The sequence below is a fragment of the Streptomyces sp. NPDC043896 genome (assembly GCF_056435605.1).
Window position 1 is genome coordinate 124,486 of sequence record NZ_JBWKEE010000014.1, and the last position, 16,597, is coordinate 141,082.

12 protein-coding genes and 1 pseudogene are annotated in these 16,597 nt (G+C 74.0%); 1 reads left to right on the top strand and 12 read right to left on the bottom strand.

Annotated features, from left to right (window positions below):
* Position 1 precedes the first annotated feature (1 nt).
* From AC069X_RS21530 to AC069X_RS21575, 10 genes and pseudogenes are all read right to left on the bottom strand, one after another.
* Positions 2–916, bottom strand: coding sequence for an AAA family ATPase (locus tag AC069X_RS21530; RefSeq protein ID WP_478730347.1), 915 nt, complete (start codon positions 914–916; stop codon positions 2–4).
* Complete coding sequence (locus tag AC069X_RS21535) at positions 913–3,099, bottom strand: vWA-MoxR associated conflict system protein (RefSeq protein ID WP_478730349.1); 2,187 nt, start codon at positions 3,097–3,099, stop codon at positions 913–915. Before AC069X_RS21535 ends, AC069X_RS21530 begins: the two co-directional genes overlap by 4 nt.
* Positions 3,096–4,562, bottom strand: a complete 1,467-nt coding sequence (locus tag AC069X_RS21540; RefSeq protein ID WP_478730351.1) for an esterase/lipase family protein — start codon at positions 4,560–4,562, stop codon at positions 3,096–3,098. The genes AC069X_RS21535 and AC069X_RS21540 overlap by 4 nt, the downstream gene beginning before the upstream one ends.
* Before the next feature lie 501 nt (positions 4,563–5,063).
* Positions 5,064–6,215 (bottom strand): hypothetical protein, encoded by a 1,152-nt coding sequence (locus AC069X_RS21545; RefSeq protein ID WP_478730353.1) that lies wholly within the window; start codon positions 6,213–6,215, stop codon positions 5,064–5,066.
* A 201-nt stretch (positions 6,216–6,416) separates the two neighbouring features.
* A pseudogene (locus AC069X_RS21550) lies at positions 6,417–6,626 on the bottom strand (NlpC/P60 family protein); the annotation flags it as partial.
* Between the two features lie 147 nt (positions 6,627–6,773).
* Positions 6,774–8,996, bottom strand: coding sequence for a protein kinase domain-containing protein (locus tag AC069X_RS21555; protein WP_478730355.1), 2,223 nt, complete (start codon positions 8,994–8,996; stop codon positions 6,774–6,776).
* Between the two features lie 479 nt (positions 8,997–9,475).
* Positions 9,476–9,664 (bottom strand): hypothetical protein, encoded by a 189-nt coding sequence (locus AC069X_RS21560; RefSeq protein WP_478730357.1) that lies wholly within the window; start codon positions 9,662–9,664, stop codon positions 9,476–9,478.
* A gap of 169 nt (positions 9,665–9,833) precedes the next feature.
* Positions 9,834–10,466 (bottom strand): hypothetical protein, encoded by a 633-nt coding sequence (locus tag AC069X_RS21565; RefSeq protein WP_478730359.1) that lies wholly within the window; start codon positions 10,464–10,466, stop codon positions 9,834–9,836.
* Positions 10,467–10,735: 269 nt separating this feature from the next.
* Entirely contained in the window at positions 10,736–11,398 is a 663-nt protein-coding gene (locus AC069X_RS21570; RefSeq protein WP_478730361.1) for a response regulator, read from the bottom strand.
* Complete coding sequence (locus AC069X_RS21575; protein ID WP_478730363.1) at positions 11,373–12,554, bottom strand: sensor histidine kinase; 1,182 nt, start codon at positions 12,552–12,554, stop codon at positions 11,373–11,375. Before AC069X_RS21575 ends, AC069X_RS21570 begins: the two co-directional genes overlap by 26 nt.
* A 175-nt stretch (positions 12,555–12,729) precedes the next feature.
* On the opposite strand from AC069X_RS21575, the gene AC069X_RS21580 reads away from it, so the two are divergent.
* Complete coding sequence (locus tag AC069X_RS21580) at positions 12,730–15,045, top strand: MMPL family transporter (protein ID WP_478730365.1); 2,316 nt, start codon at positions 12,730–12,732, stop codon at positions 15,043–15,045.
* 86 nt (positions 15,046–15,131) lie between these two features.
* Here AC069X_RS21580 and AC069X_RS21585 read toward each other — a convergent pair whose 3' ends face one another.
* On the bottom strand, positions 15,132–16,346 hold the full coding sequence (locus AC069X_RS21585; RefSeq protein WP_478730367.1) for a PucR family transcriptional regulator: 1,215 nt from the start codon (positions 16,344–16,346) through the stop codon (positions 15,132–15,134).
* 61 nt (positions 16,347–16,407) lie between these two features.
* Positions 16,408–16,590 (bottom strand): hypothetical protein, encoded by a 183-nt coding sequence (locus tag AC069X_RS21590; RefSeq protein ID WP_478730369.1) that lies wholly within the window; start codon positions 16,588–16,590, stop codon positions 16,408–16,410.
* Positions 16,591–16,597 lie beyond the last annotated feature (7 nt).

Sequence of the window (16,597 nt, forward strand, 5' to 3'; positions counted from 1 at the left end):
GTCAGGGGGCGTTGAGGTCGTGGAGGAGGAGGTCGACCAGGCCGGCGCGGAGCGGGTCGTCGGGGCCGAGCTCCCCGGTGACGAGGTGGACGGCGTTGAGGAGCTGGTCGGTGGCCAGGCTCTCGCGGCGTGCGATCCGGGCCTCGAACTCGGACAGGACGCCGCCGGCTTGCCGGGCGGCGGCTCCGCCGAGGTGTGCTTCGAGGATCCTGACGAGCTCGCCGTGGTCGGGGTCGGGCATCCGGAAGCGGATGCAGCGGCGCAGGAACGGGGCCGGGAAGGTGCGTTCGCCGTTGCTGGTCATGACGATGAACGGGAACTCGGTGCAGGTGACGCCGCCCTTGCGGACGGTCGCGGTGGCGTCCGACTCCCACAGCCGGACCTCGACCTCGGGTTCCGTGTGCCGGGTGAGCTCGGGGATCTCGAAGTTGCCGGACTCGATGACGTTGAGGAGGTCGTTGGGCAGGTCGATGTCGCTCTTGTCGATCTCGTCGACGAGGAGCATCCGGGGCCGGCCGGCCCCCGCCAGGGCGGTGCCGAGGGGCCCGAGCCGGAGGAACCGGCGGATGTCGTCGTCCTCGTCGCGGCGGGTGGCTTCCAGGCGGCCGAGGGCGTCGTAGCGGTAGAGGGCTTCGGTGAGGGTGCTGTGCGAGGTGACGTGCCAGTTGAGGACGGGGCCGAGGGTCAGTTCGTGGGCGACGGCCGAGGCGACGGTGGACTTCCCGGTTCCGGGCGAGCCGGTGAGCAGCAGGGGGCGGCGCAGGCACAGGGCGGCGTTGACGGCCTCCGGGAGCCCGTCGGGGGGCCGGAAGGTGGCGGCGGCGGTGGCCTGCGGGGCCAGCCGCCAGGGCGGAGGGCCGGGCAGGTCTTCTTCGCGGGCCGTGCCGTCGCCGCGGTAGTACGGGGTCCAGTTCATCGTCGTCCTCTCGTGCGGCGGCCGCCGGCGGCCGTCCCGATACCGGCCGTGTGCGTGCTGGTGGTGCGGCAGAACGCGAGCCAGTGGCCGTCGTCCCAGACGGCGCGGAGCCGTGCCAGCGGGGGCGCCGCGTCCTCGTCGCAGGTCCAGGCGGTGCGGTAGGCGTGGGTGAACCCGCCGGGCAGGGTCACCCAGCGGTCGCGTACGTCCTCTTCGACGGCCGGCCAGGCGGTCACGGCGCGGTCCTGCCACAGGAGGATCGGGAACCGGGCGAGGAGCGCCTCGAACCGGCCGTCCGGATCGGGGTCGGCGGGCGCGAAGCGCAGGCCGAGGGCACCGGGGTAGTCGTTCCTGGCCAGCCGCTCCTCGAAGTCCTCCCGGTTCCCGGCGGTCGCGGGGTCCACCCAGTCGACGCTGCCGTACACGGCGTCGCCGCCGTCCTCGACGTGGCGCAGCCGGTACGCGGCCTGGCGGGAGAGCCGGCGCAGGTGGCCGGGCGGGTGGATGCGGGCGCCCCAGTGCAGGACGACCTGGTGGTGGGCGCCGAGCCGGATCCCGACGTCGGCCTCCTCGGGGCGCCAGTGCAGGAGGGTCGGGGCGGGCAGGGCGATGTCCACCCGGTGGAGCAGGGCGGTTCCGAGGACGCCGTCCGCCCAGTCGAGGATGTCGGCGAGGGTGCCGGCGAGGCCGTCGGGGTCGGGCCGGCAGGCTGTGGTGGGGCGGATGTGGGTGGGGCGGCCCCTGTCGTCGAGGAGCCAGGCGTCGGCGGAGCCGGGCTGGTCGTCGGCCGGTGTGGTGCCGCGCAGGTGGACGACGAGCCGCCGGCGGGCGTCCTCGGCGAGGTTCCTGAACTTCCGGTGCAGCAGTTCGGCGGTGGCGAGGTCATGGCCGGCGCGGTGGCACCAGTGGGTGAAGGCCTCGTCCCGGGTGTCGAGCCCGGCGGTGGCCGCGAGGCGGACGACGAAGCGGAGCAGGGTCGCGCGGCCGTCGGGGTCGTCGACGGGCCGGTGCAGGACGGCGGCGTCGAGGTGTTCGGCGAGTCCGCCGGGCCGCAGTCCGGGGGTGTCGGCGACGCAGTCGAGGAGGGCGCGGCGCAGCGCTGCCGGGTGGGCGGCCTGGGGCATCCAGGTGGCGATGAAGGCGTGGGCGTCCAGGGCCAGGGCGAGGGCTCCGGCGAGCTGGCGCAGCCGCCGCAGCTCCGGGGCGGCGGCTGCCGTGCCGGCGGCGTCGAGGACGCGGACCAGTGCCCCGGGGGTGTTGTGGCGGGCCGGGTCGAGCCGGGCCGCGAGGGCGGGGTCGGCCGCTGTGGCCTGGCGCAGGGCCGTGTCCAGGGCCTGTTCTCCGAGCGCGCTGGGGCGTTCGGGGTCGACCGGTGCCGGTGCCGGTGCCGATGCCGGTGCCGCTGTGGGGTGGGCCGCTGCGGGGTGGGCCGGTGCCGGCGGTCCGGGCGGGGATGGCGGGGCGGGGATCGCGTAGGGCGGGTAGAGCTTGCCGCGGTGGTGGAAGGCGACGTCGACGAGGCCGACCAGGCTTCCCCGTCCGGTGCGGTGCAGTCCTTCGGCGACCGCTTCGTCGAAGGTGCGGCGCAGCGAGCGCGTCCCCGGCTCCCCCTCGGCCGTGACACCGGTGCACTCGACCAGGAGGTAGGTCCCGTCGGCGACGAGTTCCGTCAGGGTGGTCCGTACGGCCGTGGAGCCGGCCGCCTTGTTGATCAGGCCCCCGTCCATGATGAGGTGGTCGCGCGCCGCGGGGCGGCCGTGCGTCCACAGGGCGTCGAGGTCGCCGCCGAGCCAGACGGCCGCCAGGGCGTGGTCCTCCAGCAGGACGACGAGGGCGCGCAGTTTGCCGGCCAGGCACAGGCCGACGAACAGCAGCGTCAGTTCGAGGCAGTTGCCGCCCTGCTCAGCCATCTCGGCGGGCGTCCGGACGACCTGCTCGGCGGGTTGGAAGCCGCCGAAGTCGATCGTGGCGGTCTCGTAGCGCAGCCCCTGCGCGGCGAGCCCGTCGTAGACCGTCCCGACGGCGGCGCGGAGGTCCGCCGTGCGCTGGAGGTACGTCGGCCCCGGCCCGGGCCCCCCGTACCGGCGGGCGATCTCCTCGGGGTCCACGTAGCAGGCGAGGCGGGCCGGTTCGGTCTTCTTCCACTTCTCCCACCGGCCGGGCGCCGGCGTCGGTGCGGTCACCAGATCTCGAAGAAGTCGGTCACCGCTCGCCCCGCGAAGGACACCGTGGCCTCGTGGGTGCCGGGGGCGAGGCCGGTGACGGTCCAGCGTGCCGCACCGTCGTGTTCGTCCAGGGTGACCCGGTCGGGTGGGCAGGGCGGTGAGAGGGTGAGCGTGGGCGGGTGGGGGCCCGTGGTGATTCCGCGGGCGCGGCAGGTGAGGACGACGGGCCGGCCCGCGGCGTGGACGTCGCCGACTTCGAGTCCGAGGGCGAGGGGGTCGGGCGAGAGGGGGAAGACGCCGCGCACGTCGTCGGTCCCCGGCGGCGGGTCCCCGGGCGACTGGAGGTCCGCGAGTCCGTTCCCGCCGAAGGCGAGCAGGCGCAGGAGCCGCTCCAGTACCTCGTCCGTGGCGTGGATCGTGGAGTGCGTGGCGTTCTCCCAGCCCCAGGTGGAGAGCTCGGACAGTTCGACGGGGATCGCGGCCACGGCCGGGACGGTCCGGTCTCCGGTGGCGAACTGCCGCCTGTCGCCGCCGAGGGCGGCCGGATCCGGCGTGACCCGCAGCCGCGTCCCGTCGAACACGGCCGTCTGCGCGGTGCGGTGGCCGTACCCCACGATGGGCAGCAGCGGGACGGCCGGGCCCGGGGAGTGCCGGTCCATGCAGCGGTGGAAGTGCTTGTAGGCGTCCGTCGCGCGGGCCGGGTCGAGCGCGCCGAGACGGCCCGGGGAGCGGTGGACGTGGCCGGGGCCCTGCCCGGGCGGGGTGCCGGGGCGCCGGTCGAGGAGCACGGGGTAGCGGGGGAGGAGCTGGTGGACGGAGGTGAAGGCGCCGAGGATGTCGGAGACGGCGTTCAGGCGGGTGCCGAGGGCGTGCACGCCGTTGGCGAGGACGTCCAGGGCCGCGAGCGAACCGCGGAAGGGGGTGCCGAAGGTGATCAGCGCGCGGCAGTGCTCCCAGCCGCCGAGGACGTCGAGGTAGTACTTTGCGACGAGGCCGCCCATGCTGTGGCACAGGAGGACGGTCTTGGGGCGGCCGTAGGGCAGGGTGGTCGCCCATTTGGGCAGCTCGCGGTCGAGGAAGGTCTTGAGCCGGAGCGCGGAGACCCGGTTGTCGCGCCGCCAGTCGTAGGCGAACTCGAAGTGGTTGGCCGGGGGCCCGTCGACGGCGCAGTCGCCCGGGACGAGGTCGAAGCGGGCCCGCAGGGCGCGGCGCAGCCTGCCGTACTGGTTGAGCTTGGCGAGGCCGGGGATGGTGACGGGGAGTCCGATGAGGCCCGAGGGGACGATGCCGTCGTCGTGTTCGGGATCGTCGAGGAGGCGGGGCTCGCCGGCCAGTTCCTCCAGGGCACGGCCGGAGGGACGCAGCGCGCCTCCCAGGGCCAGCGGCGGCTTCCACACGGGGACGTGTCCGCGGTGGAGGGTGCTGCCGCCGATCCCGGGCAGCACCACGAGAAGGTCGTCGAAACGTAAGCGGCCGTGCACGGTTCCCCCCTGGTACTCCCGCCCGGCCCCCATCATGCCGCGCCCGATGGCGTGCGGGGAGGCTCTTGGCGGATCCGGCGGCCCGCACGCCTCCACGACCGCTGCGGTCCGCGGCACGGCCGTCCGCGCCACCAAGCCCATCTGGCGCGCCTGGACCCAGACCTTCACCGCCCCAAGCGCGGGGGGGGGGGGGGGGGGGGGGGGGGGGGGGGGGGGGGGTGCGGGGGGGGGGGGGGGGGGGGGGGGGGGGGGGGGGGGGGGGGGGGGGGGGGGGGGGGGGGGGGGGGGGGGGGGGGGGGGGGGGCCCGACCCCACCCCCCCCCCCCCCCCCCCCCCCCCCCCTCCCTCCCTCCCCCACCCTCCCCCCCCCCCCCCCCCTTCCCCCCCCCCCCCCCCCCCCCCCCCCCCCCCCGCTTCCCTGCGGGGTCCGGCGATGCGCGCCGTCAAGGGGCGGCGGTCACCGGTGAAGCGGATCGGGGCCTGGCGTTTCCCAGGCCGGTGTCAGCTCGACAGGACCTTGACGTCGTCGATGGACATGTGGGCGGCCGCGCCGACGCCCCAGAAGCCGGCGAAGGCGGTGACGGTGGTGTTGGCGCCGGAGTTGAAGCGGACGGTGACCTGGCTGTAGCAGGTGGGCGTGGTCGACGGGCACCAGCCGGGTACGGGGCCGAAGTGGCGCTCGACGGGCGGCCATACGCCGGGCAGGCGGACTCCGAAGAAGGCCGTGTTGACGTTGGGCGAGGTGCGGAAGAAGCCGGTGATCGCGTAGTCGGTGTGGGGCCTGACGGGGATGGGCTGGGTCAGGGCGTTCCACACGCGGGTGCCGGGCGAGCTCAGGACGGCGGCGTTGTTGCCGGTGTGGGCTCCGCCGGGCCTGTTCACGATGGTCTTGACGTCGGGGCCTTCGAGGTTCCAGGGCTGGGAGACGGTGGAGGTGCGCTGGCCTTCGAACCCGCCGTCCTGCAGGGGGTTGCGGTAGAGCTGGACGTCGACGTTCCAGGCGCCGAAGTTGTCCCAGTCCTGGGGGTCGTTGATCCGCAGGTCCAGCTGCCCGGAGACGCCGACCTGGCGGCAGCCGAGACGGCTCAGGACCTCGAACGGTCCGGCACCCGTGATGCGGCCGATGAGGCCGTACGTGTTCAGGCCGGGCGCGGGGAAGCCTGCGGGGGCGGGCTGCCGGGGGTTGGCGCCGGCGGGGGTGACCCAGTTGGAGCCGTCGGCGGGCTGCCACCAGAAGCCGGTGGTGGAGACCTGGTCGGTCGTGCGGGGGACGATGCGGATGACGTCGCCGGGGCGCAGGCCTCGGGCGTCTGCGGGGAAGGTGGTGCCGCGGCCACCGGACAGGTGCAGGGCGGCGGAGGCGTCCGGGTCGAATCCGTGGGTGCAGCGGGTCATGGCGGTGGTGGGCACCGGGCTGGGCTCGGCGTGGGCCGGCACGCTCTGCAGGAGGGTGGCCAGGAGGGCGAGGAACAGGGCGGCGCCCAGGCCGCGGACCGTGCCGGGGCGGGTGCGGCGGCCCGTGACGGCCGGGGTGCTGCTCCGCCGGAGGCGGATGCCGGGGCGCGGACGGGGCACGGCGCGGGTTCGTGGCCGGCCGGATCCGGCGGAGACGGGAAGGAAGGCGGCGCGGCAGCGCTGCCACGGGTTGTTCATGCTGTTCTCCTCGTTGCGGTGAAGGGTTCCGCCGGCACCGGTCGGCGCGGCGGCATCGGCACCCGGCGGCCCCGGCGGCCCCGGCGGTGAACCGAAGGAGCCGGGACAGCCGGATGTCCGGATGTCCGGATGTCCGGCGTGCGGGTCAGCGCCGTCCGGCAGGGAGGCGACCTGACGATGGCTCCCTGTTCGTGCGGGCGTTCAGGGCTTTGCGGCCCGGGCGGCCAGCGGCGCGGGGCGGACGTAGGCGGTGACGCTGCCGTCGGCGGGCAGGGCCGCGTAGCGCACCACGGGGCGGGTGGCCTCGAGGACCCGGCCGTCTCCGGCGTAGAGCTGGACGTGGCCGAGGCAGCGGGTGAAGACCAGATCCCCGGGACGCAGGTCGCCGCGGCGGATACGGGTGCCGGCCTGGACCTGCGTGTAGGCAAGGGGGCAGCTTCACCCCGGCGGGCGTGCCGCGGCGTGGCACGCCGCGCGCCGGGAGGTGAGGGTGACGGAGGTGCCGTCAGGGGGCAGACCCGGGGACGGGCCGCACGCGGGTCTGCCCTGGACGGGGCGTCAGGAGCAGGTCAGGTGGAACTGGTCGGCGACCTTCTGACGGTCGATCTTGGGGGAGTCGACCTGTACGGCCATCTCGCCCTGCACCACCTGGCCGGACTGGGTGCCCTGGAGCCGGACCTGGAAGGTGTCGTACTGGGTGTTGGGCGTGGTGAAGGTCATGCTCCCCGTGCGGGGCCGGTAGCCGCGGTCGGCCAGGCGCTCGTCGGGGTACCAGGTGTAGTTGATCGTCCCGGTGCGCCGGGCGCTCGCGGCGAAGGTGAACGTGATCGGCTTGGTGCAGTCCACGGTCTCCGAGCGGGGCTGGACGTAGACGGAGGTGCCCGTCAGGATCGGCTCCGATGGGTTCTCGACCTTGCCCGCGCCGTCCGAGGGGCCTGCCGAAGTCCCTCCGGACGGCTCCCCGGAGCTGCCCTTCGAGGTGCCGGGCGCCGGCCCGCCGTCCCCGGGACCCTGGGTGCTGCCGGCCGTCTTGCCGGAGTCGGTCCCGGTCGTGGCCCCGGCCGTCCTGCCGGCCGTGATCCCGGTGGTCGCGCCCTGCGTGGACCCCGTCGACGCGCCGCCGGCCGGCTCGCCGCTTCCGCCCGTGGCCCCGCCGGCCGGACCGCCGGTGACCGTGCCGGCGGCCGGACCGCCGGCCGGCCCCTGATGGGTGCCCCCCGAGGTGCTGCCGCCCGACCAGGAAGGGACCGGCACGACGGCCCCGCCGGACGGGGCGACCGTGATTCCCCCGGTCGGGCCGGCCGTCGCACCGCCGGTCGCACCGCCGGTCGGCGTACTGCTGCCGGGCGGACTGGCCCCGTCCCGCCATGACGGCGGGTCCAGGTTCAGCACCGCTCCCACCAGGGCGATCACCGCTGTCACCGCCGCCGTGGCGAGCGCCACCCGGGCGATCCGGGGCCGGGGCCGCTCCACGCCGCTCTCCCGGTCGGTCACGCGGACCTCGTCGGCCTCCCGGGCGCGCTGCCGGATCATCCCGGTCAGCGGGGCGGGCAGCCAGCCGGGGCCCGGCTGGCCGGCACGCTCACAGCACCAGTCGATCACCTGCTGGGGGCTCGGCCGCTCGTCCGGGTCCTTGGCCAGACACCGCGCCACCAGGTCCCGCAGCTCCTCGGGCACCGGCTCCAGGTCGGGCTCACCGTGCACGATCCGGAAGCTGATCTCCGACGGATCGGTGCCGAACGGCAGCCGTCCCGTCGAGGCGAAGGCCAGCAGCGCGCCGAGGGAGAAGACGTCGCACGCCGGCCCCACCTTGCCCTTCGCCAGCCGCTCGGGCGCCACGTAGCCGGGCGTGCCCACCAGCATCTGCGTCCGGGTCAGCGTGGTGGCGTCCCGGGTGCGGGCGATCCCGAAGTCGATGACCTTCGGCCCGTCCGTGGCCACCAGCACGTTGCCCGGCTTCAGATCCCGGTGCACCACGTCCGCGCCGTGGATGGCCGCCAGAGCCTCGGCGATCCCGGCGGCCAGCCGGATCACGGTGTCCACCGGCATCGGACCCTGCCCGCCGACCATCTCCTGCAGCGACGGCCCGGGCACGAACTCGGTGGCCAGCCACGGATCCTCGGCGTCCGGATCGGCCGCCACGACCGCCGCGGTGAACATCCCGTGCACCCGGCGGGCCGCGGCGATCTCCTGCCGGAACCGGGCCCGGAACTCCGCGTTCCCGGACCGCGACCCGTCGATCACCTTGATCGCGACCTTACGGCCGCCCAGGCTCTCCCCCAGGTAGACGCGGCCCATCGCGCCGGCCCCGAGGAACCGCAACAGCCGGAAACCGCCCACCTCACGCGGGTCGTTCGGACCCAGCGGGCGCAGCGTCTCCTGCCGCGTCCCCTCCCCGGCGGCCTCCGGGCGGTCGCCGGCTCCGGGACGGCCGCCGGCCCCGAGGTGCTCCTCGGCACCGCGCTCGGCCGCGTCCCGCGCGTCCGTTTCCTCCAGGCCCTCCTCCAGCCGGGCCTTCACCGCCTCCCAGCGCCGCGCCCACTCCCGTACGGCCCGCTCGCTGCCGCCACAGGCCCGCACGAACGCCAGCGCCACGTCCTTCGACGGGAGGCTGTGCCCGCGGGCCGCCGCGTGCAGCGTCGCCTTGCCGTACGTGACCCGCTTCGACATCACCTCGTACGAGGGACGTCCCGCGTCCTGCCGCAACCGGCGCAGCCCCGCGGCGAACTCCACGACGGGGCCCCCGCGCGGATCCAACGGCCGTTCCCTACGCCCCACCATCGCTGCCTCCCCTGGCTCCGCGTACGGGCCGAACCCCGCCCCGCGGTCGTTGCCACCGCGCCCACCGGCACCGGCGGCGCGGACTTGCTGCCTCCATGAGTAGCGGCAAATCCGCCCCCGCGGACAGCGATCCGGCGTCTCGGGACGTCCATGGATATCCGGACCGCTCCACCGCAGGTCAACGCCGTCCGGCGGACGCTCTCCGGACAATCCACGGCGCCGCGTGGACACGTCCGACAGAGGCCGATTCACACAGGACACAGCAGAGTGCCCGCGGCCAGAGTGCTGGTCCGCGGGCACTGTCGGTCGTCACCGGATGCGGGCTGCCGCGCCACCACCCCGAGGAGCAGCGGGCGGGTGGCGCGCGACGGGGCCGCGCCGCACCGCCCGGCAGCTGTGCCAGGTGAAAACGGCCGGAGCGGAACGGACTCAGAAGTACAGGCAGTGCGGCCGTACTCCTCGTACTCACCCCTTCAGCTTCAACGCCAGCCGCTATAGCCGCCCGGGGTCGCGGGGCCGGTGCTCGTGTCCGTGAGACCGACCAGGAAGAGAACCACCACGATCAGCGCGAGCAACACCATCCAGAAGATGTCCGCGAACTCCGAAGCACCCGGGCCCCGCGCCCGATCGTCGTCCCGGCCCTCGGCGTCCTTGTCCTCGTCGGTCACCCCGCACCCCCTCCATCCGTACCCATGGCACTGCGCCGCACGGTCGGCGTCAAGCCGCCCGGTGCCCGGGATTCGAGACGGCGGGGAGCGACGTCGGCGATGGGACCGATCAGGTAGTCGAGTTCCCTTGAACACCGGCACCGGTATGGCTGAGTGACGGTTCCTATGGTCAGGGGGCGTTGATTCCGAGGTTCTGGTGGGTGGTGTTCGTCGCGCCGGGGCTGAGCAGGTTGTTGTTGGTGCTGATGTTGTTGAACAGCGTGACGACCCCGCTGAGGTTGACGGGCAGGATCGAGCCGCCGTCGCCGTCACCGTCCCCGTTGGGGCAGCCTGTGCCGGTGATGGTCGTCGTATCGCTCGCCGAGATCGAGATGTTCTCCGCCGGCTCCCTGACGGTGACCTCGTTGGTGACGGGGCCACAGGGAGCGTCAGCGGCGATGTCCGCGGTGACGTCGAACGTCAGGGTCGAATTGGCGGGGAAGTCGTAACTGCAGGCGAACCCCACGTCCTGCAAAAAGCAGTTGAGGTCCGCTGGATCTGCCGAGGAGTCGAGCCCGCTCAGGGTGAGTCCCTCGGGGAGGATGTCCTCGATGGCCACCGCGCCCGCCGATCCGGTGTTGGTGATCACGATGTGGTAATCCGCCTGTCCGCCCCGCGCGAAGTTCCCCTCGTGGGTCTTCGTCACCTGGAGATCCGTGACGGCGTACGCGGGAGTGGCCCCGGTGGCGATCGGCAGGGCGATGCTCAGCGCGAGGACGGTCCCGAGGCCGGACATCCGTCGCCTCAGCTTGGACATGAACATGGTCGGTCTTCTCCTGTCGGGTGGTTCGGGAGGCACTCCTGGCAGTACGACAACGCGCAGCGAGCGCCGGCGCATCGGGGTGCGGTTGCCGCTTCACCCGTTCGCCCCGGCATCGGAGGGAGCTGCCCCGCCGGTCGCCCGGGGGCGGTCACCTCCGCTGCGGTGCCGGCGTCGTGGCGCGCACCTCCGGGACGTACAGGTGGGTGCCGTCTTCGAGCGAGCAGACCGTGACCGGGCGGGAAGGCATGGGACATGGCCCGGCGCCCGGCTCAGGTGCCGGGGAGGATGCGGCGCGTTTCGTAGGCCCACATCGCGATCTCGACCCGGTTCCGGGCGCCGAGTTTGGCCATCAGGCTGGCCAGGTGCGTCTTCACCGTGCTGAGGCTGATGTGCAGCGCGTCGGCGATCTCGGTGTTGGTCAGCCCGCGGGCGACGGCGAGGAGCACCTGCTCCTCGCGGGCGGTGACGGGGGAGACCGGCTGGGCCACGGGCCGGCCGGCGGGCAGGTCCGCGAACGCGTGGAGCAGACGGACGGTGACGCTGGGCGCGATGAGCGCCTCACCGTCGGACGCCGACCGTACGGCCTGCGCCAGCAGGTCCGGTCCCGTGTCCTTGAGGAGGAATCCGCGGGCGCCGGCGCGCAGCGCGCCGTAGACGTACTCGTCGAGGTCGAACGTGGTGATGACGACCACGGCCAGCGGGTCGGCGACGCCCGGGCCGGCGACCAGCCGGGTGGCGTCGAGCCCGTCGAGTACGGGCATGCGGATGTCGAACAGGCAGACGTCGGGGCGCAGTTCGCGGGCCAGACGTACCGCTTCCCGCCCGTCGGCGGCCTCGCCGACCACCTCGATGCCGGGCTGGGCGTTCAGTATGATCCGCAACCCGGTGCGGATGATCGTCTGGTCGTCAGCGACGAGGACGCGTATGGACACCGCTCTCGCTCCTCGCTCTCGGCAGTTCGGCTTCCACATGCCAGCCCCGGTCAGTACCCGGGCCGGCTCGTAGTGTCCCGCCGAGCAGGGTCGCGCGCTCGCGGAGTCCGGTAAGTCCGTATCCGTCGCGGCCCCGGCCGGTGCGCCGGCCGTTGTCGCGCACGCTCACCCGTACCGTGTGCCGTTCCGCGGCGACCCGGACGACGAGCTCGGTCGCGTCGACCGCATGGCGCATCGCGTTGGTCACCGACTCCTGCACGATCCGGTAGACGGCCGCGTCCACGGCCGGGGGCAGCGCGTCCAGCTCCCCGTCGAGCCCCAGGTCGACCCTGAGGCGACCACCCGGGGTGCGCACCAGGCGCTCCAGATCCACGACTCCGGCAGGGGGCGCCAGCTCGGCGCCGATCCCGCGGTCGCGCAGCGCGGCGACCATGGCGCGCATCTCCTCCAGCGTGCGCGCTCCTTCCTCCTCGACCCCCTCCAGCGCCTCGACGGCGGCGGACGGGTCGGTGCCCGCGAGCACCCGGCCCGCCTGGGCGATGATCACCATGGCCGACACGTGGTGGGCCACCGTGTCGTGCAGTTCCCGGGCGAGCTGCTCGCGCTCGCGGGAGCGCACCTGCTCCAACTGCCGCTCGCGAGCGGTCCCCCGGAACCGCACGGCAGCCCCGAGCACGCCGGGCAGCAGCAGGAAGACGAGGCCCAAGACCTTTTCGACGACCGGGGTCCCGTCCATGACGACACACAGCGTGCCGACCGCGAGGATCACCGCGCCGCCCAGCACGATCTCGCGTCCCGATCCCCACCGGGGCAGCGCGTACACCAGCACGAGGACGACGGCGCCGGTGTACAGGCCGACGGGCTCGCGCGGTGCGGCGACGAGCGCGGCCACCGGAAGCAGGCTCACCGAGCCGAACGCCAGCGTCACCGTCGCCAGCGGTCGGGTCCGGCGCCACAGGGGCAGCAGGCACAGCCATACGGTGAACACCACCGCCACCGGCCGCCACACGACGTTCTCGCGCAGGGCGGCCTCCAGCGCCACACCGGCCAGGCCCGCGGCGAGCAGCGCCCAGTCCCGCCGCACCCGGGCGGGCGCGTCGGGCGGCCGGGGTTCGGTCCACAGGGTTCGCAGGGTCCGCAGGTCGTCTCGGAGCACGGTTCTCAGGGTAGGCACCGCGCCGTGCCGCGCATCGGCCGAAAGGACGGGACGTCACTCCGACTTGAGGCCGACGGATCCACGGCCCGCGGGCCGATGCCGCGGAGCGCCGTGGCGGCGAGCCTCGGCATCGGCGGCCGTACAGCGACGGCCGACGTAGTGGTGGGAGAACCCGATGTACTCGAAAGCCCTGTTCCGCCTGGGCGCAAGCGCCGCTCGCCATCCCTGGCGGGTGATCGTGGCATGGCTGATCGCCGCCACGCTCGCCGTCCTCGCCGCGACCGCCTTCGGCGGGCGTACCGCGGACTCGATGACCGCTCCGGGACTGGACTCCCAACGGGCGGCGGAACTCATCGAGCGGGCAGGCACCGGCCAGGAGGGGATGACCGCCCAAGTGGTCGTCACCCCCCTCGACGACGGTGTGACGTTCTTCGACGACGACGACGGCGCGCGCACCGCGCTCACGCGGCTGCAGACCGAGGTGGGGCGGCTGCCGCACGTGCTCGGCACGAGCGACCCGGCGGGGGCACTCGGCGCACGCGGGGACACCGCCGTGCGCGGCGGCCTCGTCTCGGCCGACGGGCGGATCGCGGTCGTCCGGGTGCAGTACCCCGACCAGAGCCGGCTGTCGGCCGAAGACCTCGACGCCCTCGTCGCTCTCGGCGACCGGCTGCGCGCCGAGCTGCCCCTGCGCATCGAGATGGGCGGGAACCTCTTCTACGCCTTCTCCGACCCCGACGGCGGCGCGAGCGAGCTGATCGGCCTCCTCGCCGCGGCCGCGATCCTGTTCCTGGCGTTCGGTTCGCTCGTCGCCGCCGCGCTGCCGATCGGCATGGCGGTCTTCGGGCTGACCATCGGAGTCGCCACGATGACGCTCCTGGCGGGGGTGACGGACGTCCCGGCCTTCGCCCCCGTCCTGGGCAGCATGGTCGGGCTCGGAGTGGGCATCGACTACGCGCTGTTCGTGCTGGCCAGGCACCGGGAGTACCTCGCGCGCGGGCTCGATCCGCACGAGGCGGCGGGGCGGGCGGTGGCCACGGCGGGGCGGCCCGTGGTCTTCGCCGGCGTCGTGGTCGTCGTATCGATCCTCGGCCTGGCGGTCGCGAACGTGCCGTTCATGACGGTGGGCGGGTTCGCCGTCTCGATCGTCGTCCTGATCATGGTCATCGTGTCGGTGACGCTGCTGCCGGCCTTCCTCGGCGCCGCCGGCCCGCGCCTGGCCCGGGCCGGCGGGATCGGCCGGATCGGCCGGATCGGCGGGATCGGCCGGATCGGCCGGGCTGTGCAGACCGGGAAGCCGGGCCGGCCCGCACGGCGGCGGGACCCGGCGGCGGGCGCCGCCGACGCCGCCGGGTGGCGTCGCTGGATCGGGCACGTCAGCCGGCACCCGGTGCCGTACGCGATCGGCGCGGCGGGGCTGCTGCTGACCGCGACGCTGCCCGTGCTCGGTCTGCGCGTCGGCCTGCCCGACGACGGCTCACTGCCCCACAGCCGTACCGAGCGCCGCGCCTACGACCTCGTCGCCGAGGGGTTCGGCCCGGGCACCAACGGTCCCCTCGTCATCGCCGCGGACCCCACCGGTGATCCGGGAGCGCTGGACCGGCTCGTCGCGACGGTCTCGGCGGATCCGGGCATCGCGTCCGTCGCGCCGACGCACATCGATCCGGCCACCGGCATCGCCACCCTCGTCGTGTTCCCGACCACCAGCCCTCAGGACAAGGCCACGGCCGACACCATCGCCCGGCTGCGCGCCGACGTACTGCCCACGGCGATCGGGCACGGCCCGGCAAGGGCCCACATCGGCGGCGCCACCGCGAGCCTGTCCGACGTGGGCCGGCGCACCAGCCAGCGCCTGCCGGCGTTCGTCGCCGCCGTGCTGGCGATGTCGTTCCTGCTGCTGATGCTGGTATTCCGCTCGGTCCTCGTACCGCTCAAGGCGGTACTGCTGAACCTGCTGAGCATCGGCGCGACCTACGGCATCATGGTCGCGGTCTTCCAGTGGGGCTGGGGCGGCGCACTCATCGGGCTGGAATCGACGGTTCCGATCGTGTCGTTCATCCCGATGTTCCTCTTCGCCATCCTGTTCGGCCTGTCGATGGACTACGAGGTGTTCCTCCTCTCCCGCGTACGCGAGGAGTACCTGCGCACCGGCGACAACGGCACGGCGATCGTCGAGGGCGTCTCGCGCACCGCCCGGATCATCACCTCGGCCGCCCTCATCATGGTGGCGGTCTTCCTGTCCTTCGCCGTCGCCGATGACCCCTCCGCCAAGATGTTCGGGCTCGGCCTGGCCACCGCGATCTTCATCGACGCCACGGTCGTACGCATGGTGCTGGTACCGGCGACCATGACACTCCTCGGCCGGACCAACTGGTGGCTGCCGAAGTGGCTGGACCGGATACTTCCCCACGGCCCGGCCGGCACCGACGGCACCGACGCGGCCGCGGAACCCATGGCTGGGACCCCTGGTCCACACCTGGGCAACCGCTGACTCGACTCCTGCCCACCCTTGGCGTCCGGCACCTCAGAGCGATGCGGCGCCCCCCATGAGCACTTCGCGTGGTCCGCCGGAGCGGGTCAGTCGGGCGGTGGGGCGAGGTCTCCGCGCAGTCGGCGGGTGCGAAGCACCAGTTCCAGTTCGAATCGGCGGTCCGGGTCGTCCAGATCGTCGCCCCACAGCTCGCGGAGCTGTCGCAGCCGGTAGCGCACCGTCTGCGGGTGGACGCCGAGCCGGGCGGCCACCTCCGGGGCACCACCTCGCGTTTCCAGCCAGGCGAGCAGTGTTTCGGCGAGGCGGTGGGCGTGCGCCGGACCGCCGGCTTCGTCCAGCCGCGCCAGCCGCCGCCGTGCCAGATCGTCGATCAGCCCGGCCGCGGGCAGCAGCACCAGTGCCTCGCCGTGCTCGGCGCAGTTCAGGAGCCGCCCTCGTGGCAGGACACCCTGTCTGATCATGCGGACGGCGGTCTCCGCCCAGCGCAGCGACGTGGCGGCTTCCGCCACCGGAACCGAGGGGCCGATCGCGCCGGACCAGCCGGTGACGGCCCGGTTCAGCAGCTCCGCCCGTCCGGGTGCGTCCGGGTCCGGTACGACCAGGCGCGGCTGCTCGCCCTCCATGTCGACCAGCACCTCGTCACCCACGGCAGGGGCGACCGCCTCCGCGGCAGGGCGGAGCAGCACGGCCACCGCCACCCTCTCGGGCAGCTGCCAGCCCACGTCGGCCGCCCGGTCGGAGAGGACGGAGGACGGATCCGAGCGGTGCTCGGAGAGCAGCAGATCGACGAGCAGACGCTGCAGGCGCAGCCGCTCCCCGGCCTGGCGGGCGATGGCCTCGGCGTAGCCGCGTACGGACTGGGCCACCATCACGTCGAGGTACTCGAACGCGGACTCGGCCAGCTCGTACATGGCCGAGGACGGAATATCGGCCTCCTGGCCGAGCTCCGCCATGCGACGCCAGGAAAGCCGCACGCCCAGCCGGTAGATCCCCTGCAAGGAGTCCAGGCTGCGCCCGTGCGCGACCTCGCCGCGTCCGAAGTCCCTGAACATCTGGGGAAGGGTGCTCGGGCGGTCCGAGCCGGTGGTCATCTGCTCCACGAAGAGCCGCAGTGCGTGCCGGATCGCCACCAGCGCCTTCGGCTCTCCGGACCCGTCGACGATGAACACCAGGCCCGGGTGTTCCCGCCGGATCTCGGCGAGGATGTCCTGCGCCAGCTTGGGCATTTCCTCCAGGGCACGGTCGGCGAACCGCCGGATCCGTTCCCGTGGCACATCGCGCCACGCCGACGAGGCTTCCAATCCACCGCTCCTGGATCTCCGGTCTCCACGGGGCAGGCCGGCCGGCCTGACCCCCCACACGTCATTCAGCCCCGGGGCCCTGGGTCCCGGACGGCCCGCCGGCGGGCGGGTCGGGGAACGTCACGAGCGGCACGTTCTGCTGCTCGGGCGTGGCATCGAGGGAGGCGACGATTCCGAACGCGGCGCCTGTCGCCAGAGCGGCGGCGGCGATGCAGGTCAGGCAGGCGGCGAAGAGTCTGGACATGGGGATG